This window comes from Ectorhizobium quercum (assembly GCF_026552795.1).
Lineage (GTDB): Bacteria > Pseudomonadota > Alphaproteobacteria > Rhizobiales > Rhizobiaceae > Ectorhizobium > Ectorhizobium quercum.
Window position 1 is genome coordinate 599,137 of the sequence record NZ_JANFPI010000001.1, and the last position, 19,441, is coordinate 618,577.

General features: G+C 65.6%; 14 protein-coding genes. 13 read left to right on the plus strand and 1 reads right to left on the minus strand.

Annotation, left to right across the window (positions count from 1 at the left end):
- Positions 1 to 384: 384 nt before the first annotated feature.
- From NOF55_RS02700 to NOF55_RS02715, 4 genes are all read left to right on the plus strand, one after another.
- Positions 385 to 2,178 (plus strand): acyl-CoA dehydrogenase C-terminal domain-containing protein, encoded by a 1,794-nt coding sequence (locus tag NOF55_RS02700; RefSeq protein ID WP_306409766.1) that lies wholly within the window; start codon positions 385 to 387, stop codon positions 2,176 to 2,178.
- A gap of 15 nt (positions 2,179 to 2,193) precedes the next feature.
- Positions 2,194 to 3,402: an acetyl-CoA C-acetyltransferase gene (locus NOF55_RS02705; RefSeq protein WP_306409767.1), complete on the plus strand. Its 1,209-nt coding sequence runs from the start codon at positions 2,194 to 2,196 to the stop codon at positions 3,400 to 3,402.
- A gap of 11 nt (positions 3,403 to 3,413) precedes the next feature.
- On the plus strand, positions 3,414 to 5,627 hold the full coding sequence (locus tag NOF55_RS02710; RefSeq protein WP_306409768.1) for a 3-hydroxyacyl-CoA dehydrogenase NAD-binding domain-containing protein: 2,214 nt from the start codon (positions 3,414 to 3,416) through the stop codon (positions 5,625 to 5,627).
- A gap of 111 nt (positions 5,628 to 5,738) precedes the next feature.
- A complete protein-coding gene (locus NOF55_RS02715; protein WP_306409769.1) occupies positions 5,739 to 6,191 on the plus strand; it encodes a BA14K family protein in 453 nt (150 codons plus the stop codon).
- Between the two features lie 92 nt (positions 6,192 to 6,283).
- On the opposite strand, the gene NOF55_RS02720 is transcribed toward NOF55_RS02715, so the two are convergent.
- The gene (locus tag NOF55_RS02720) at positions 6,284 to 9,793 is read right to left on the minus strand and encodes a hybrid sensor histidine kinase/response regulator (RefSeq protein WP_306409770.1); all 3,510 of its coding nucleotides are present in this window, start codon (positions 9,791 to 9,793) and stop codon (positions 6,284 to 6,286) included.
- 273 nt (positions 9,794 to 10,066) lie between these two features.
- On the opposite strand from NOF55_RS02720, the gene mscL reads away from it, so the two are divergent.
- The 9 genes from mscL (at position 10,067) to NOF55_RS02765 (ending at position 19,440) form a co-directional block, all read left to right on the plus strand.
- Positions 10,067 to 10,486, plus strand: coding sequence for a large conductance mechanosensitive channel protein MscL (gene mscL, locus NOF55_RS02725; protein ID WP_306409771.1), 420 nt, complete (start codon positions 10,067 to 10,069; stop codon positions 10,484 to 10,486).
- Positions 10,487 to 10,674: 188 nt separating this feature from the next.
- Entirely contained in the window at positions 10,675 to 11,844 is a 1,170-nt protein-coding gene (locus NOF55_RS02730) for a pyridoxal phosphate-dependent aminotransferase (protein ID WP_306409772.1), read from the plus strand.
- 185 nt (positions 11,845 to 12,029) lie between these two features.
- Positions 12,030 to 13,067: a UDP-glucose 4-epimerase GalE gene (gene galE / locus NOF55_RS02735; protein WP_306409773.1), complete on the plus strand. Its 1,038-nt coding sequence runs from the start codon at positions 12,030 to 12,032 to the stop codon at positions 13,065 to 13,067.
- 337 nt (positions 13,068 to 13,404) lie between these two features.
- Positions 13,405 to 15,009, plus strand: a complete 1,605-nt coding sequence (locus tag NOF55_RS02740) for an ABC transporter substrate-binding protein (protein ID WP_306409774.1) — start codon at positions 13,405 to 13,407, stop codon at positions 15,007 to 15,009.
- A 7-nt stretch (positions 15,010 to 15,016) separates the two neighbouring features.
- Complete coding sequence (locus tag NOF55_RS02745; protein WP_306409775.1) at positions 15,017 to 16,006, plus strand: ABC transporter permease; 990 nt, start codon at positions 15,017 to 15,019, stop codon at positions 16,004 to 16,006.
- The gene (locus NOF55_RS02750; protein WP_306409776.1) at positions 16,003 to 16,836 is read left to right on the plus strand and encodes an ABC transporter permease; all 834 of its coding nucleotides are present in this window, start codon (positions 16,003 to 16,005) and stop codon (positions 16,834 to 16,836) included. Before NOF55_RS02745 ends, NOF55_RS02750 begins: the two co-directional genes overlap by 4 nt.
- Positions 16,833 to 17,618, plus strand: a complete 786-nt coding sequence (locus tag NOF55_RS02755; RefSeq protein ID WP_306409777.1) for an ATP-binding cassette domain-containing protein — start codon at positions 16,833 to 16,835, stop codon at positions 17,616 to 17,618. Before NOF55_RS02750 ends, NOF55_RS02755 begins: the two co-directional genes overlap by 4 nt.
- Positions 17,615 to 18,397 (plus strand): ABC transporter ATP-binding protein, encoded by a 783-nt coding sequence (locus NOF55_RS02760; RefSeq protein WP_306409778.1) that lies wholly within the window; start codon positions 17,615 to 17,617, stop codon positions 18,395 to 18,397. The genes NOF55_RS02755 and NOF55_RS02760 overlap by 4 nt, the downstream gene beginning before the upstream one ends.
- On the plus strand, positions 18,394 to 19,440 hold the full coding sequence (locus tag NOF55_RS02765) for a pyridoxal-phosphate-dependent aminotransferase family protein (protein WP_306409779.1): 1,047 nt from the start codon (positions 18,394 to 18,396) through the stop codon (positions 19,438 to 19,440). The genes NOF55_RS02760 and NOF55_RS02765 overlap by 4 nt, the downstream gene beginning before the upstream one ends.
- Position 19,441 lies beyond the last annotated feature (1 nt).

Genomic DNA, 19,441 nt, shown 5'->3' on the forward strand with positions numbered 1-19,441 from the left:
CCCGGTGCAGGGACTCTGGCAGGAATGACTGTCTCGAGCCTGACCGGGACGGCATCCGTCCCGGTCCGCCGCGCAGACCGATTCATGAGAGATGCCGCCGACGCTCACATTTCACGAAACGTGGTAAACAAGACGTTAATATCGGCAAAGTTTTCTTTAACCGGATGCGCGTGGGCGGGAAGTCCTTGCCCTTTCGGTCCTTGGCCGCCGGGTCGTTCCGCCGCTTTCCGCTCCGTTTGAAGCCGTCATGCAAGATTGACTTGACGTTTACGCAAACGTCAATATTTTGGTTGGCGAGGAGTGGCTGAACGCCGGGGAGGGCGGATGCGACCGTGCATCGCCCGGACCGGCAGGACGGCCTTATGACGAGGAGGATTTTCTGCGATGCCGGTCTACAAGGCGCCCGTGAACGACACGCTGTTCGTGCTGAACGACGTTCTGAACCTTCAGAACTATGGAAACCTGCCGGGTTTTGCCGATCTCGGACCCGATATGCTGGAAGCGATCGTCAGCGAGGCGGCAAAGGTGGCGGAGGAAGAATTCTTTCCGCTCAACCTGTCCGGCGATCAGGAGGGCTGCACGCGCAGCGACGACGGGTCCGTGACCGTGCCTGCGGGCTTCAAGGAAGCCTATGACGCCTATTGCCAGGGCGGCTGGCTCGGCCTTGCCGTGCCGGAGGAATTCGGCGGACAGGGCCTGCCCTATACGCTGCATGCTGCCGTCGGCGAATACATGTCGTCCGCCAACATCTCGCTGACCATGTATCCCGGCCTGACGCAGGGCGCCATCGCCGCGATCCTCGTCCACGGCTCCGACGCGCAGAAGGCGAAATACCTGCCGAAGATGGTCGAGGGCGTCTGGTCCGGCACCATGAACCTCACCGAGCCGCATTGCGGCACCGATCTCGGCCTCTTGCGCACCCGGGCGGTTCCGGCGGGCGATGGCTCCTACAGGATTTCCGGCCAGAAGATCTTCATCTCCGCCGGAGAGCATTCGATGACGGAGAACATCGTCCATCTCGTTCTCGCCCGCATCGACGGGGCGCCGGCCGGCACGAAGGGCATCTCGCTGTTCATCGTGCCGAAGTTCCTCGTCAACGAGGACGGGTCGTCCGGCGCCCGCAACGGCGTCGCCTGCGGGGCCATCGAGCACAAGATGGGCATTCACGGCAATTCCACCTGTGTCATGAACTACGACGACGCCACCGGCTATCTGCTCGGCGCGGAGAACAAGGGCCTCGCGGCCATGTTCGTGATGATGAACGAGGCTCGCCTCGGCGTCGGGCTTCAGGGCCTTTCGCTCGGCGAGACCGCCTATCAGAACGCCGCCGCCTATGCCCGCGACCGCTTGCAGGGGCGGGCGCTCTCCGGTCCCAAGGCTCCGGAAAAGGCGGCCGACCCGATCATCGTCCACCCCGACATACGCCGCACGCTGATGACGATCCGCGCCTTCACCGAGGCGGGCCGCGCCTTCACGCTGTGGACCGCGCTGAAATCCGACATCGCCCACCGTTCGGAAGATGCCGCTGAGCGCCAGACGGCGGACGACCTGTTGAGCCTCGCCACGCCGATCCTAAAGGGCGTCTTGACCGACAAGGGCTTCGACCATGCGGTGGCCGCCCAGCAGGTGTTCGGCGGCCACGGCTACATCGAGGAACACGGCATGAGCCAGTATGTCCGCGATGCCCGCATCACCATGATCTACGAGGGCGCCAACGGCATTCAGGCGCTCGATCTCGTCGGCCGCAAGCTGGCGGCGAACGGCGGCCGCGCTGTCATGGCGCTGTTCAAGGAAATCGGCGATTTCTGCGAGGAGAACCGCAGCGACGAGACGCTGACCTTCTACACCAAGGGGCTGAAGAAGGGTCTGAACGACCTTCAGACCTCGACCATGTGGTTCATGCAGAACGCGATGGCCAAACCGGACAATGCCGGCGCCGGTTCCACCGATTACATGCACCTCTTCGGCCTCGTGGTGCTGGGCTACATGTGGGCGAAGATGGCCAAGGCCGCCGAGGATGCGCTCGCGGCCGGCGATCCGCGCAAGGAATTCCTCGAAGCCAAGCTCGTCACCGCGCGCTTCTACATGGAGCGCATCATGCCGGAAACGGCGCTGCGCAAGGCGCGCATCGAAGCCGGCGCCGACAGCCTGATGGCGCTGCCCGCCGACGCATTCTGATCCCCGGAGGATATCATGACGGACGTTTACATCTACGACCATGTGCGCACCCCGCGCGGGCGCGGCAAGAAGGACGGTTCGCTGCATGAAGTGCCCTCCGTGCGCCTCGCCGCGAAGGTGCTGGAGGCTCTGCGCGACCGCAACGGTATCGACACGAAGAAGGTCGACGATATCATTATGGGCTGCGTCGATCCGGTGATGGATGCCGGCGCGGTGATCCCGAAGGCCGCCGCCTTCGAGGCGGGCTACGATTTTTCCGCGCCGGGAATGCAGATTTCCCGTTTCTGCGCTTCCGGGCTCGATGCGGTGAACCTTGCCGCGGCCAAGGTGGCGCAAGGGGCCGACGATCTGGTGATCGCCGGCGGTGTCGAAAGCATGTCGCGCGTCGGCCTCGGCATGTCCGGCGGCGCGTGGTTCATGGACCCGTCGGTGAATTTCCCGGCCTATTTCATGCCGCAGGGCGTGTCCGCCGATCTGATCGCCACGAAATACGGCTTTTCCCGCGACGATGTCGACGCCTATGCGGTGGAAAGCCAGAAGCGCGCCGCCCATGCCTGGGAGCAGGGTTACTTCAAGAACTCCGTCATTCCCGTGAAGGACGGCAACGGCCTGATCATCCTCGACCGCGACGAGCACATGCGCCCCGGCACCGACATGCAGGCGCTGGCCTCGCTCCAGCCGTCGTTCCAGATGCCGGGCGAAATGGGCGGTTTCGAAGCCGTCGCCATTCAGGCCCATCCGGAAATCGAGCGCATCAACTACGTCCATCACGCCGGCAACTCGTCCGGCATCGTCGATGGCGCGGCGGGTGTGCTGGTCGGCTCGAAGGAAGGCGGCGAAATCCTCGGCAGGAAGCCGCGCGGAAAGATCCGCGCCTTCGCCAATATCGGCTCCGACCCGGCGCTGATGCTGACCGGCCCGGTGGATGTGACGGAAAAGCTTTTGAAGCGCTCCGGCCTGACGCTCGCGGATATCGACCTGTTCGAACTCAACGAGGCCTTCGCCTCGGTCGTGCTGCGCTACTGCCAAGCCTTCGACATTGCGCACGATAGGATCAACGTCAACGGCGGCGCGATTGCGCTGGGCCATCCGCTCGGTGCGACCGGCGCGATGATCCTCGGCACCGTGCTGGACGAACTGGAACGCCGCGATCTCAACACCGCGCTCGTCTCGCTCTGCATCGGAGCGGGCATGGGCACGGCGACGATCATCGAGCGTGTCTGAGGGAGGACGATATGAGCTACCAGAATTTCACCGTCGAAACCGACGCCGACGGCATCGCCCTCGTCACCTGGGACATGCCGGAAAAGTCGATGAACGTCTTCACGGCCGAGGTGCTTGAAGAGCTTGCCGCGATCCTCGACGCCACGGTGGCGGACGATGCGGTCAAGGGTGTGGTCTTTACCTCGGGCAAGTCCACTTTCTCCGGCGGGGCGGACCTGTCGATGATCCGGTCGATGTTCTCCTTTTATAACGCGGAGAAGGCGAAGGACCCGGACGTCGCCGCCGCGAAGCTGTTCGAGCTGGTCGGCCGGATGAGCGGGCTTTACCGTCGCATCGAAACCAACGGCAAGCCGTGGGTCGCCGCCATCAACGGCACCTGCATGGGCGGCGCGCTCGAATTGTCGCTCGCCTGCCACGGCCGCGTCGCCGCCGATGGGAAGAACGTCAAGCTCGCATTGCCGGAAGTCAAGGTCGGCATCTTCCCCGGCGCGGGCGGCACGCAGCGCGTGGCGCGGCTCACCGATGCGCAATCGGCGCTCCAGATGATGACGACCGGCCAGTCGCTCACCCCGCAGCGGGCCAGGGCGATGAACCTCCTGCATCAGGTCGTGCCCGCCGACCAGTTGATCGAGGCGGCGAAGCAGATGATCAGGGACGGGTTGAAGCCCGTCGCCCCGTGGGACGAGCGCGGCTTCAAGGTTCCGGGCGGCGGCATCTGGACGCCGGCGGCGGCCCAGCTCTGGCCGGCGGCGCCCGCCATCCTGCGGCGCGAGACGGCGGGCAATTACCCGGCGGCGCTTGCCATCCTGAAATGCGTTTATGAAGGGCTTCAGGTGCCGTTCGACACCGCGCTTCGCATCGAGCAGCGCTATTTCACCGAAATCCTTCGCACGAAGGAAGCCTTCGCGATGATCCGCTCGCTGTTCATCTCCATGCAGGAGTTGGGCAAGGGCGCGCGCCGCCCGGCGGGCCAGCCGAAGACGGAGTTCAAAAAGGTCGGCGTGGTCGGCGCGGGCTTCATGGGCGCCGCCGTCGCCTATGTCACCGCCGCCGCCGGCATTCCGGTGGCGCTGGTCGACCGCGATCAGGAAGCTGCCGAAAAGGGCAAGGCCCATGCCGGGGAAACGGTGAAGGCCGCCGTCGGCAAGGGCCGTCTCACGACCGACGAGGGCAACGCGTTGCTCGATCTCATCACCCCGACCGCCGATTACGGCGCCTTGTCGGATGCCACCCTCGTCATCGAGGCGGTATTCGAGGACCGTGACGTCAAGAAGGCGGTGATCGAGAAGGTCGAGGCGGTTCTGCCGGACGGCGCGGTCTTCGCCTCCAACACCTCGACCCTGCCGATCACCGGCCTTGCGAAGAACGCAAAGCGCCCGGTGGATTTCATCGGCATCCATTTCTTCTCGCCGGTCGAGAAGATGATGCTGACGGAAGTGATCCTCGGCAAGGAGACGGGCGACAGGGCACTGGCCGTCGCGCTGGATTACGTCGCGAAGATCAGGAAGACGCCGATCGTCGTCAACGACACGCGCGGCTTCTACGTCAACCGCTGCGTGCTGCGCTACATGGCCGAAAGCTACAACATGCTGGTCGAGGGCGTGCCGCCGGTGATGATCGAGAACGCCGCCAAGTTCGCCGGCATGCCGGTCGGCCCGCTGGCGCTTAATGACGAGGTGGCCATCGACCTGTCGCTGAAGATCCTCAAGGCCACCGTCGCCGATCTCGGTGAAAAGGCCGTCGATCCGCGCCATCTGGACCTGGTGACGCGCCTCGTCGAGACGGAAGACCGCCTCGGCCGCAAGAACGGCAAGGGTTTCTACGATTACCCTCCGAAACCGGCGAAAAAGTCGCTGTGGCCGGAGCTGAAGACCTTCTATCCGCAGAAGAAGCCGGAGGATGTGGATATCGAGGTGCTGAAGGAACGCTTCCTCGCCACCATCGCGCTCGAAGCCGCCCGCACCATCGAGGAGGGCATCGTCACCGATCCGCGCGAGGCCGATGTCGGCTCGATCCTCGGCTTCGGTTTCGCCCCCTATACGGGCGGCGCGCTGTCCTACATCGACGGCATGGGCGTGAAGGCTTTCGTGGCGCTGTGCGAGAAACTGTCGGAGGATTACGGCCCGCACTTCCGGCCGACGCCGCTTTTGAAGGAAATGGCGGAAAAAGACGAAACCTTCTATGGTCGATTCGACCCCTACGGGCCGAAGCATCTGGCGGCCTGAACCCGCGACGGCACCCGCGTGGATTGTCGTCCGCGCGGGCGCGCTTTGCGGATTGGGGAACCATTTCACCGGATGGCCGTTCTCCCTACAGGAGAATAAAAGGATAAAGCCATGAAGATGAAAACAAGATTTTTTGCTGTCGTTTCGATCGGCCTGTCGATGGTGGCCACGTCGCTGACGCCAGCGGCTGCTTTCAACGTCCCCATTCCGGGTGCGAGGCCGGCGGTCGATGTCGAGCAGGTCCAGTATCGTCGTCCGCCGCCGCAGCGCGACGTGCGGCGCGACCGTGACCGGAACCGTCCGGGCTGGTATAACGGCCAGCGCGGTTCCCGTCAGTCTAGGCCCGGCTATCGCCGCCACAGCGACGGTTTCTGGTATCCGCTGGCCGCATTCGCGGCAGGTGCGATCATCGGTGGCGCCGTAAACGCTCCGCGTCCGGCGCAGGCGATGTCTCAGCGTCATGTCCAGTGGTGCTCGTCCCGTTACCGCACCTATCGCGCATACGACAACACCTATGCGCCCCGCGTCGGCGTTCGTGCCCAGTGCAGCTCGCCGTACAACTGACGGTCTGAACGAGCCCGTTGCTGGTCTTTCAAGGGCTCCGCCGGTCGGCGGGGCCTTTTTTCGTGCGGGAGTGCCGTTTCCCTCGGTGAAGCCTATTCCGCCGCGATTTTTTTCTGTCCCGCCACCTGGGTGAGGTAGGCGCGAAGCGCCGCCGGTCGAACCGGCTTGTGCTGAAGCCCGATATGGTGCTTCTCCGCCTCGCCACGCACTTCCTGCGTGCGGTCGGCGGTGATGAGAAGGGCGGGAATATCACGCTCGTAAAGGGCGCGCAGGCGCAGGATCGCGCCGATGCCGCTGCCGTCGTCCAGATGGTAGTCGGCGATGATGATATCGGGCGCTTCCGGGTTTTCGGCGAAGATAGTATCGAGCACCTCGATGGACCCCGCCGTCTGGATGACGCAGCCCCAGCCGGCAATCAGCATGCTCATGCCGTCGAGAATAGCCTGCTCGTTGTCGATGCACAGCACCCGGAAGCCGCGCAGCGGCTGGAGCGCCGGCTCGGGAGCGGGGGCGGCGACCACCGTCTTCGGCTTCTGCACGGACAGGTCGAGCGGCGCGAAGACGCGGAATGTCGTGCCTTTCGCCTGCCGCGAAAGCAGTTCGACCCTGTGGTTCAGCACCCGGGCGATGCGGTCGACGATGGACAGGCCGAGGCCGAGGCCGGAGGCCGTGCGCGCGCCTTGGTCGAGCCGGGCGAATTCCTTGAACACGGTGCGGAACTTGGACGAAGGAATGCCAATGCCGGAATCCGTCACCTGGATGACGACCTCGTTGCCCCATTTGCGCACGCCGACGATCACCTTGCCGGAAACCGTGTACTTGATGGCGTTGGAAACGAGGTTCTGCACCAGACGGCGCAGCAGGTTGGGGTCCGAGCGCGTTCTCAGTTTCGTCGGCAGCACCACGAATTCGAGGTTCTTCTCGCGCGCCATCGGCGCGAAGTCGGTTTCGATGCGCTGGAGCAGTTCGTTGAGGTCGACCGAGGCGAAGCGCGCCTTCATCGCGCCCGTGTCGAGGCGGGAAATGTCGAGAACCGCCCCGAGAATGATCTCCACGGATTCGAGCGCGGAATCGATATTCCTGACAAGGGCGCTGTTTTCGGAATCGCCCATCCGCTCGACCAGCGAGGAGGAATAGAGACGCGCGGCGTTGAGCGGCTGGAGAATGTCGTGGCCGGCGGCGGCGAAGAAGCGCGTCTTGCCGATATTGGCCTCGTCGGCGGCGGCGCGGGCCTCGGCGAGTTCCCGGTTCACGCGGGTCAGTTCCGCGGTGCGCTCGCTGACGCGTTGTTCCAGCGTCTCGTTGGCCTGTTTCAGCGCCCGGTCGGCCTCCACCCGCTGGGTGATGTCGGTGAAGGTCGCCACGATGCCCTTGTCCGGCATGGCGTTGGAGCGCACCTCGATGATCCGCCCGCCGCCGGACAGCACCAGCGGGAAGGGGGCGTCCAGCGTGCGGAAGGTGGCGGCGAGTCTCTGCGGCTCGTCGGCGGCGATGTCGCCGCGCTCGGTCAGGATGGCGATGATCTCCGTCAGCGGAAAACCGACCTGCCCGACATGCTCCGGCAGATCGAGCAGCGAGCGGAACCGACGGTTCCAGATCGTCAGCCGGTTGGAGCTGTCGAACACCGCGATGCCCTGGTCCATCTGCGACAAGGCCGTTTGCAGCATGTCCTGATTGTATTGCAGCGCCTCGCTCGCCTGGTCGAGCAGCCATGCGGTGTCGGCGGAGGTGTCCTCGGCCTTTTGCAGGATGAGCGACAGGACGAGCCGCGCCGAGGAGGAGCCGATGGCGCTGCCGAGAAGCTGCTCTGAATAATGGATCAGCGCCATGTCGGCTGGCTGGTCGTCCTCCAGCCGGCGGCCGATGTTCTTCTCGTAGCTCTCGAAGGAGCGCAGCATGCGCTCGTCGCCGAGATAGCGGGCGATGGCGACTTTGAGGTCGCCGACATTGACGCGGGTCTTCCAGCCGCGCGTGGCGAATTGCGAGCGCGAATGGCGCTTGACGAATATCCCCGACTGGATGCGCTCGACGGGCTTCGGGTTGCGCGACAGCGAGCCGAGCACGAAGGCCGTGCAATTGACCAGCAGGCTGAGGATGGAGACCGTGACCAGCGGGTCGGCATGGTCTGCCGTGAAGGCCGTGACCCCGGGAAACAGGAAGCCGAGAATCGTCGCGGCCACATGGCTGTTGTCGGTGCCGCCGAGGCTCGGGACGAACAGAAGATAGGCCCAGACGAGGAAGCCGGAGGTGAGGCCGGCGATCGCTCCGCGTGCATTGGCCCGCCGCCAGACGAGGCCGCCGAACAGCGCCGGCGCCATCTGCGCCACGGCCGCGAAGGACAGGAGGCCGATGGAGGCCAGCCCCGCGCTGACGTTCACCGACCGGTAGTAGAGATAGCCGAGCAGCATGATCGCGAGGATCGCCGTGCGGCGGATATTGAGGAGCGTGCGGACGAAATCGTCGCGCTGGCTCTGCTTGCCGATCAGCCTCTGGCGCAGCAGGATCGGCATCACGATGTCGTTCGACACGGTGATGGCCAGCGCCACCGAGGCGACGATGACCATTGCGGTCGCGGCGGAAAAGCCGCCGATGAAGGTGATCAGCGTGACCAGCTTCATGTCGTGCGAGAACGGCAGCGCCAGAACGTAGAGATCGGGATTGCCCGTGCCGCCGAAGGTAATGACCCCGCCGATGGCGACGGGCAGCACGAACAGGTTGATCGCGACGAGATAGAGCGGCAGCAGCCGTCCGGCGCGACGCAATTCCTCCGGTGTGCGGTTTTCCACCACGGTGACGTGGAACTGGCGCGGCAGGAGGATGATCGCGAAGGCCGACAGCATGATGAGCACCAGCCAGCGGCTCACCGGTGTCTGGTAGGACAGCGCCTGCATGGCCCGCTCGTTGGCCAGCGCCTGTTCCCAGAGGTCGAGGGGGCCGTCGAAGATCAGGAAGATGACGGCCAGCGAGACCGTGCCGAAGGCCACCAGCTTGACGACCGATTCCATCGACACGGCCAGGATGAGGCCGTCCTGATGCTCCGTGGCGTCGGTGTGGCGCGTGCCGAAGATGATGGCGAAGACGGTCAGGACGGCCGTGACCACAAGCGCGAGATCGACGAAATAGAGATTGCCGTCGCCGATGCCGTAGGAGGCGGGATCGACCATCGCGGAAACCGAGCCGGCCACCGCCTTGAGCTGGAGCGCGATGTAGGGGATGGCACCGACCAGCGAGATCAACGCGACGATGGTCGCCACCGCCGGGTTCTTGCCGTAGCGGGCGGCGATGAAATCGGCGACGGAGGTGAGCTTCTCGGCCTTGGCGAGCGCGGTGATCCGTTGCAGGAGCGGCATGCCCAGCGTGAAGACGAGGATGGGGCCGATGTAGATCGCCGCGAATTCCAGGCCGCGCTCGCTGGCCAGCCCGACGCCGCCGAAATAGGTCCAGGAGGTGCAGTAGATCGCGATCGAAAGCGCATAGACCGTCGGACGCCCCTTTTCGGGCACGCCCGTCGCGCGCGTCCTGCGGTCGCCATAGCTGGCCACTGCGAAAAGCAGCAGCAGATAGGCAAGCGCCGTCGCCAAAATGATCCAGCCTGCGAGCATGTCTCCTCCGGGATCGCCGCCGATCGGTTGAAATCATCTTTATGAACAGGTGAAAGCGCAACGCAAGACAATTGTCCCGCATCGGACCGATGCTTTCGGCGAATGGTGGCGACAATAGGTGATCGTCATGGTTGTTGCCATCTGGCGCCAGCAGTGAAAAAACGAGTGTGAGCCGCAGCCGATTCTGATAATACTCAATTCGACGCAGCGGCGGGGGCACATGCCGCAGCGTTCCGGGCCCGGGGTCCGGAAAGACAAACGGAGAAGGATTAGATGCTGAACGAATTCAAGGCATTCATTGCCCGCGGCAACGTCATGGACCTTGCCGTCGGTGTGATCATCGGCGGCGCATTCGGCAAGATCGTGTCGTCGCTGGTGGACGATATCATCATGCCGGTCGTCGGGGCGATTTTCGGCGGGTTCGATTTTTCGAACTACTTCTTCCCGCTCAGCTCCAACGTGACCGCATCGACACTGGCTGCCGCCCGCGAGCAGGGTGCCGTTTTCGCCTATGGCAACTTCATCACCGTCATCATCAACTTCATGATCCTCGCCTGGATCATCTTCCTGATGGTCAAGGGCGTGAACCGTCTGCGCACGTCGATCGAGAAGGAACAGGAAGCCGCCCCGGCTCCTCCGCCGGCCGATGTCCAGCTTCTCACGGAAATCCGCGATCTTCTGAAGAAGGGCTGAGGCATTTCCGTTCGGCGCGGCGATCGATCCATCACCGGAATAGATTGTTGCCGCACGGAATGTCATGGGATTCTTCCGTCGACTTGCGCTAAGAGACTGAACCGAGGACGCCCTGCGGCGTCGTGGGCCGGGAGCCTTCGTTTCCGGCCCTCTCGTTTTTTAGGAACATACCGACCCAGGAGATACCCGTGACGGTTCTGGAAAGCCTGAGCCCCCGCGCACTCGCCGCGCCGGAGAGCGGCATCGTCGAAGTCATCACCTATGCCCGCGGCCGCGAGGGCCTGATCCCGCTGTGGGCCGGTGAGGGCGACCTGCCGACCCCGTCCTTCATTTCCGATGCCGTTTCCGAGGCGCTGAAGGCGGGCGAAACCTTCTATACCTGGCAGCGCGGCATTCCCGAGCTGCGCCAGGCGCTGTCCGACTACTATGCGCGGCATTTCGGCAAGACCCTTTCCGTCGACCATTTCTACGTCACCGGTTCCGGCATGCACGCCATCGCGCTCGCCGTTCAGGCATTGACGGAGCCGGGCGACGAACTGATCTATCTTTCGCCGATCTGGCCGAACATCATTTCCGCGACGGAGCTGGCCGGCGCGCACGCCAAGGGCGTCACCCTGTCCTTCGAAGGTGGACGCTGGACGCTCGACCTCGACCGGCTGGAGGCGGCAATCACGCCGAAGACGCGGGCATTGTTCGTCAACACGCCGTCCAACCCGACCGGCTGGACGGCGAGCCATGACGATCTGGCCGCCATTCTGGCGCTGGCCCGCAAGCACGGCCTCTGGATCATCGCCGACGAGATCTACAGCCTCTATTACTTCGCCGGGCCGGGCCGGGCGCCGTCCTTCCTCGACATCATGGAGGAAGGCGACCGTGTCATCTTCGCCAACTCCTTCTCCAAGAACTGGTCGATGACGGGCTGGCGCGTCGGCTGGCTCGTCGCCCCGCCGGAGCTTGGGCAGGTGATCGAGAACCTCGTGCAATATTCGAATTCCGGCGTGGCGCAGTTCATGCAGCGCGGTGCGGTCGTCGCCCTGAACGAGGGCGACGATTTCGTGCGCGAGAATATCGCCCGGGCGGCCGAAAGCCGCGACATTCTCTGCGACGCCTTGCTGGCGACGAACCGTGTGGAAACGCTCAAACCCGACGGCGCGCTCTATGCGTTCCTGAAGATCGACGGTGTGACCGACAGCCGCCAGGCGGCCTTCGATATCGTCGACAAGGCTCTTGTCGCGCTGGCGCCCGGCTCCGCGTTCGGTGCCGGCGGCGAGGAGATGCTGCGTGCCTGCTTCCTGCGCAATCCCGACCATATCCGCGAGGCGGCGGGGCGACTGGCGGATTATATCCGCAAGCTGTGACGTTCTGCGGCGGCGAGACACACCGTTTCGCCGCCGTTCGATACAATTCTTCGAAGCATAAAACCCATATTTAACTATAAATCCGAATAGGCACTGTGATTTTTGACGGGTGACTTCGGGAATAACGATTTCTGAAACGCCGCCATGCGAGATTTCTTCCCATAACAAAAGCAGGAAGAAAGATCATGGCTGTATTGGTCACGGGCGGTGCAGGCTATATCGGAAGCCATATGGTGTGGACCCTGCTGGATGCGGGAGAAGAGGTGGTCGTCCTCGACCGTCTTTCCACCGGCTTTCGATGGGCGGTCGCACCGCAGGCGCGTTTCTACCTCGGCGATGTCGGCGACAGGGCGCTGCTGCGGCGGATATTCGCCGAAAACGCCATCGATGCCATCCTGCATTTCGCCGGCTCGGTCGTCGTGCCGGAATCGGTGGCCCATCCCCTGCGCTATTACGAGAACAATACCGCCAACACCCGCACGCTGATCGGGGAAGCGGTCGCCGCCGGCATCGGCCATTTCATTTTCTCGTCGACGGCGGCGGTCTATGGCCGCCAGCCGGTGCCCGGCCCGGTGCCGGAAAGCGGTATCGTCAGCCCGGAAACGCCCTACGGCTTTTCCAAGCTGATGTCGGAAATCATGCTGCGCGATACCGCCGTCGCCTATGATTTCAACTATGTGGCCCTGCGTTACTTCAACGTGGCCGGGGCCGATGTGCAGGGCCGCACTGGCCAGTCCACCAAGGGCGCAACGCATCTGATCAAGGTGGCGTGCGAGGCCGCCCTCGGCATTCGCGATCACATCGATGTCTACGGCACGGACTATCCGACGCCGGACGGCTCCGGCGTGCGCGATTTCATCCATGTCAGCGATCTGGTCGACGCCCATCTCGCCGCGCTGGCCTATCTGCGCCGGGGCGGCGCGCCGCTGGTGGCCAATTGCGGTTACGGCCGGGGTTTTTCCGTGCTGGAAGTGCTGCGGGCGGTGATGGCGATGGAGAAATGTTCCTTCAAGGTCAATCTGTGCCCCCGCCGGCAGGGCGATCTGGGCAGCGTCATCGCCGATGCGCGGCTGATCGGCCAGGAACTCGGCTGGGCGCCGAAGCATGACGATCTCGACCTGATCCTCCGCACCGCGCTCGACTGGGAACGCAGGCTTTCGCAGCGGGCGGCCACCGATCTGGAAACGATCTACCGGAAGCTGGCTTCCGGCCGTTTTCGATGAACTCCGACGCTCCGGGGGGACAAGGGCCGGGGCGTCGGAGTGAAATCCGGGTCAGGAATTCAGCCAATCGCCTGCTGCGCCGGCTGGCAAGGCACGGGGTAGGGATTGCCGGCGGCGCAACGGGCTCGCAATAGGCGGTGCGTGAGGCGACGTTCTTTTGCGGCCCGGCCGCGATTGCGCGAAAATTTATCGCCGAAGGGATTGCGGTCGGGAATTCCGTCCCTGTAAGAATCGGGAAGCGAAGCCGAAAGTGATGTCTTCGCCCCCTCAATTCCGTTCCGGTGCCGCCGCCAGGTTCCGCTCCTTGCACGACGGTCCTCCGATCAGGGAGTATGTCATGCCTTTCCTGTCTCTTTACCGCCGCGATCTTCTCAGGAGCACCGCGCTCGGTCTTCTGGCGACGGCCGCGCCGTTTTCCGCTTTCGCGCAGGCAACGGGCGGCCGCCTGATCGTCGCAGCCGATTCGGAGCCGAAGAACCTCAATCCGGCCATCGTCGCCTCGAACGGCGTTTTCTATGTCGCGAGCAAGGTGATCGAGCCCCTGGCCGAAGCCTCCTATACGGGCACGGACGGTCTGGAACCGCGTCTCGCCACCTCCTGGGAAGGCGCGGAGGACGGGCGCTCGATCACCTTCCGGCTGCGCGAGGGCGTGACCTGGCATGACGGCACGCCGTTCACCTCGGCGGACGTCGCCTTCTCGGCGCTGGAAGTCTGGAAGACGCTCCAGAATATCGGCCGTTCCGTCTTCGCCAATCTGGAAGCCGTGGATACGCCCGATGCGGCGACGGCCGTCTTCCGCTTTTCGAAGCCGACGCCGATCCAGCTCATCCGCAACGCGCTGCCGGTGGTGACCAGCGTCATCCCGAAGCACCTCTACGAAGGTACGGATATCGCCGCCAACCCGGCCAACGTGAAACTCGTCGGCACGGGGCCGTTCAGGCTGGCCGAATACAGGCCCGGCGAATATTATCGCCTGACCCGCAACGAAGCCTACTGGGACAGCAATGCGCCGAAGCTGGACGAGATCGTCTATCGCGTCTTGCCGGATCGTGCCGCCGCCGGCGCGGCGCTCGAGGCGGAGGAAATCCACCTCGCCGCCTTCTCCGCCGTGCCGCTCGCCGATCTCGCCCGCATCGCCGAGGTGCCCGGCATAAAGGTGATCTCGAAAGGCTATGAGGCCCTGACCTATCAGCTTGTCATCGAGATCAACCATCGCCGCAAGGAACTGGCCGACCTCAGGGTGCGGCAGGCCATCGCCCATGCCATCGACCGGACATTCGTGGTCGATACGATTTTCCTCGGCTATGCCGAGGCCTCCACCGGGCCGGTGCCGAAGAACGCTCCCGAGTTCTATACCGCCGATGTGCCGACCTACGATTTCGACGTCGCCCGCGCGAACGCCCTACTGGACGAGGCGGGATATCCGCGCGGTGCGAACGGCCGGCGCTTTTCGCTGAAACTTCTGCCGGCGCCCTATTTCAACGAGACCCGCCAGTTCGGCGCCTATCTGCGTCAGGCGCTAGCCGACATCGGCATCGACGCGGAGCTGGTGAACAACGATTCCGCCGCCCACCAGAAGGCCGTCTACACCGACCACGCCTTCGATCTCGCCGTCGCGCCGCCGGTCTTCCGCGGCGATCCGGCCATTTCCACCACCATCCTCGTGCAGTCGGGCATTCCGGCGGGGGTCGGCTTCTCCAACCAGGGCGGCTATGCCGATGCGGAGCTGGACGACATCATTGCCCGGGCCGCGGAGACCATCGACACCGCCGCCCGGACGGAACTCTACAGGACGTTCCAGAAAAAGGTGGCGGCCGACCTGCCGCTCATCAACGTCGCCGAGTGGGGCTTCATCACGGTTGCGCGCGACACGGTGGAAAACGTGTCGAACAATCCGCGATGGGCCGTTTCCAACTGGGCCGACACGGCCTTGAAGGGCTAGGCCGGCCGTGAAGCGGGTTGCGGCATTGCTGAGGCGGCGGGCGGTCGGCGCCGTGCCCGTCCTGCTGATCGTCGTCGCCGCGACCTTCCTCCTGCTGGAACACGCTCCGGGCGATGCCGTGGATGCCTATCTCATCTCGCTGGGCGGCGGCGATGCGGCACTGGCCGCGTCCCTGCGGGCCCGCTACGGGCTCGACCAGTCCGGCCTTTCCCGCTTCTGGCTCTATCTGTCAGCGCTCGCCCGTTTCGATCTCGGCTGGTCCGTCGCGTTCGACAGGCCGGTTCTCGATCTCATCGGCGAACGGCTGCCGAACACGCTGGTCCTGATGGGCAGCGCCACGGCATTGTCCTTCGGCCTCGGCTCCCTTCTCGGCGTGGCGGCCGGCGCGAAGCCGGGCGGCGTCCGCGACCGGGCGCTGTCGGTCGGGGCGCTGGCGCTCTACGCCGTGCCGGGCTTCTGGCTCGGCCTGGTGCTGGTCATCGTCTTTTCCGTGCAGTTGCGCTGGCTGCCGCTTGCCGGCATTGAAACCATCGCCTCCGGCAAGCAGGGGCTCGACCGGGCCGCGGACATCGCCCGGCACCTGGTCCTGCCGGTCGCCGCACTCGGCCTCATCTATCTGGCGCTGTTCCTGAGGGTGATGCGCACGGCGATGGCGGAGGTCTGGCCGCTCGATTTCGTGCTGTTCGCTCGCTCGAAGGGGCTGAGCCGCAGCCGCATCGTCTGGCGGCATGTGGTGCGCAATGCGCTCCTGCCGCTCGTGACCGTGCTCGGGCTGCAATCCGCCGCCATGCTGGGCGGAAGCGTCGTCATCGAAAGCGTGTTCGCCATCCCGGGATTCGGCAGGCTGGCGCAGGAGGCGGTGAGCGGCCGCGACGCGCCGCTGCTCGTCGGCATCATTCTGACGAGTGCCGTGCTGGTCGTCTGCGTCAATCTGGCCGTCGACATCGTCTACGCCGTTCTCGATCCGCGCATCGGTTCGGGCGAGGAGGGCGCATGAGCTTTCTCGCCCGCTACGCCCGGTCCGGGCCGGGACTGGCCGGGGCCGCCCTCCTCGCGGTGTTGGCGCTGTCTGCACTCATGGCCCCGCTGCTCTTTCCGGGCGATCCACTGCGGATCGCGGGGCCTGCAATGAGCGCCCCCTTTGCCGATCCGGCTTTTCCCTTCGGCACGGACCGTCTCGGCAGGGACGTGCTGGCCGGGCTCTTTCACGGCGCGCGCGCCTCGCTTGCCGTCGGTCTGGCGGCGGCCCTTGCGGCGCTCGCCATCGGTCTCACCGTCGGCACGCTGGCGGGCTTTGCCGGCGGCGTCGTCGACGAGGCGCTGATGCGGGTGGCCGACGCGTTCCAGATCGTGCCCGGCTTCCTGCTGGCGCTGGCCTTCGTCTCGACGCTCGGCGCATCCATGCCGACCGTCGTGCTGGCGATCGCGCTGGCCGCCTGGGCGGAGCCGGCCCGGCTCGTCCGCGCCGAGGTGTTGCGGATTCGCGAATCCGATTATGTCGCTTCTGCCCGCGTTCTCGGCATGCACCCGCTGGAAATCGCCTTCAGGGAAATCCTGCCCAATGCCCTGCCGCCGGTCATGGCGTTTGCCGCGATCATCGTCGCCGGGGCGATCCTGACGGAAGCGGCGCTCTCCTTCCTGGGCCTGAGCGATCCCAACATCGTGACCTGGGGCACGATGATCGCCGAAGGGCGCAATGTGCTGCGCGCCGCACCCTTCCTGTCAGTCTTTCCCGGGCTGGCGCTGATGATCGCCGTCCTTGGCGTCTATCTGGCGAGCGAGGGGATCAACGACGCGCTTCGCCCGCGCGACGGAGGCGGACGATGACGACCCTCTGCACGACAACCGGCCTCGGCGTCCGCTACCGTCATGCCGGCGCTGCGGCGCTGTCCGGCGTCTGCCTTGCCATCGACGCGGGCGAACGTCTGGCGATCATCGGCGGAAGCGGCTCGGGCAAGTCCACCTTCGCCCGGGCGCTGGCGGGGCTGTTGCCGGCCGGCGCGGCGGTGGACGGCACCGTGGCGTGGCCAGCCCTGGGGCATCCGCCCCGGCCGGGGCGCGATCTCGGCTTCGTGTTTCAGGACCCGGGGGCGAGCCTGAACCCGGTGCTGACGGTCGGCGAACAGGTGGCGGAGGGCGCGCAACGCCATCTTGGCCTCGACTGGAAGAGGGCTTTCGAACGGGCTGAATCCCTTCTGGCGCGCGTGCGCCTGCCGGAACCTGCGCGCCTTCTCAGGGCCTTTCCCCACCAGCTTTCGGGTGGCCAGCGCCAGCGCGTGGCGATTGCGGCGGCAATCGCGGCGAAGCCGTCCGTTCTCATCGCCGACGAAGTGACCAGCGCGCTCGATCAGGCCGTGCAGGCCGAAATCGTCGCGCTGCTCGACGAACTGGTGCGCGAGGAGGCGATGACGCTCATCTTCATCACCCACGACATGGCGCTCGCCTCCGGTCTGGCCGACCGGATTGCGGTATTCGACCGGGGCGAACTCGTGGAACTGGGACCGGCCCGGCGGATCGTGACCGCGCCCGAAAGCGCTGCGGCCCGCCTGCTCCTTGCGGCTCACATCGATCTCGGTACGCCGTCGCTGGTGACGGGAGGCGGCGCATGAGCGGCGTTCTTCTGGAGGCCGGGGGACTGGTCAAGACATGGCAGGCGCGGGGCCGTCAGGTCGCGGCTCTGAAGGACGTGAGCCTCGCGGTGGCGCCGGGCGAGACGCTGGGACTGGTCGGCCGTTCCGGTTGCGGCAAATCGACGCTTGCACGGGTGCTGACGCGGCTCACGCCGCCGCAAGCCGGCTCCATCCGCTTTCGCGGAAAGGACTGGCTGTCGCTGGCCGGGGCCGGGCTGCGGGCCGAACGCCGCCACATGCAGATGGTGTTTCAGGACCCGCTGGCGGCGTTCAATCCGCGCAGCACGGTTGCCGGCGCGCTGGCCGATCCCCTGCGACTTCACCGGCTCGTGCCGAGGGAGCGCCGCGCCGCCCGCATCGGCGAACTGCTGGAGCGCGTCGGCCTGCCCGCCGGCTATGCCGCCCGCTCGATCCTCAATCTCTCCGGCGGCCAGCGGCAGCGCGTCGCCATCGCCCGGGCGCTGGCCTGCGAACCGTCGCTGGTCGTGCTGGACGAGGCGGTGTCGGCGCTCGACGTGGCCGTTCGGAGCATGATTCTCGATCTTCTGGTCGATCTACAGCGCGAGCGCGGGCTGGCCTATATCTTCGTGTCGCACGATCTCGCTGCCGTCAAAGCCGTGTCGCACCGCATCGCCGTCATGGAAGCGGGGGAAATCGTCGAGACCGGTCCGGCGGAAACCGTCGTGCGGAACCCGCAATCGCAGGCCGCGAAGGATCTCGTTGCGGCGGTGCCGCGTCTTGTCAGGGAAGGGCCATGACCATGTTCGACGCCAGTCTGCTTCTCGATCCGCCGGCTTGGCCGGCCGCGGGCTATGCCGGCCTTGCGGACCGGATCGGCCGCCTGCTCGGAACCCGGGGCGACGTGATCTTCGTGCAGGCCGAAGCCGTCGTGGCGCTAGAGGCCGTCGCTTCGAGCCTGGCGGCGCCCTCGCTGAAAGTGCTCAATATCGTCACGAGCCCCTATGGCGGGCTGTTCGGCGGCTGGCTTCGCCGGGGCGGTGCGCAGGTGACGGATCTTGTGGCGGAGCCCGCGCGCCCGGTTACGGTCGAGGCGGTGAAGGCGGCGCTCGATGCGGGGGGCAGGGTGGACGCGATCGCGCTCGTCCATGCCGAATCGGCAAGCGGCATTTTGAACCCGCTGGAAGGGATCGCGGCGCTTGCAAAGGCGCGGGGCAGCCTTCTGGTCGTCGATGCGGTCGCTTCGGTGGGTGGTCATCCGCTCGACGTCGATGCGCTGGGGATCGACATTGCCGTGATCGGCCCGCAAAAGGCGCTGGCCGGGCCGGCGGGCGTTTCCGCCGTTTCCGTCAGCGCCAAAGCCTGGGCGCTGATCGACCGTCCCGGCGCGCCGGTCGATTCGGTTCTGTCCCTTCTCGACCAGAAGCGCGGCTGGCTGGATACGGGGCGTGGCGCTCTGCCGGGCACGCCGCCGGCGCTGGAATTCCATGCGCTGGATGCGGCGCTGGCCCGGATAGAACAGGAAGGGCTGGAGAATGTGCTCCACCGCCATGCGGCGGCCGCTGCCGAAGCGCGTGCCGGGCTGGCGGCGCTCGGCCTCGAACCGTTCGAAACCGGCGAACGCGCCTCCAACCTCGTCACGGCCGTTGCGCTGCCGGATGCGGTCGATCTAGGCCGTTTAACGGCGCTGGACATTGCCGTGAAGGCGGAACTGACCGCCGGCGTCGGCCCCGGCGCGGAACGGCTGGTGCGCATCAACCACACGGGCCGCCGGGCCGATCCGGCCATCGTGCGGGCAACGCTTGCCGCGCTTGCGCAGGCGCTGCATCGCGTCGGGCGATAGA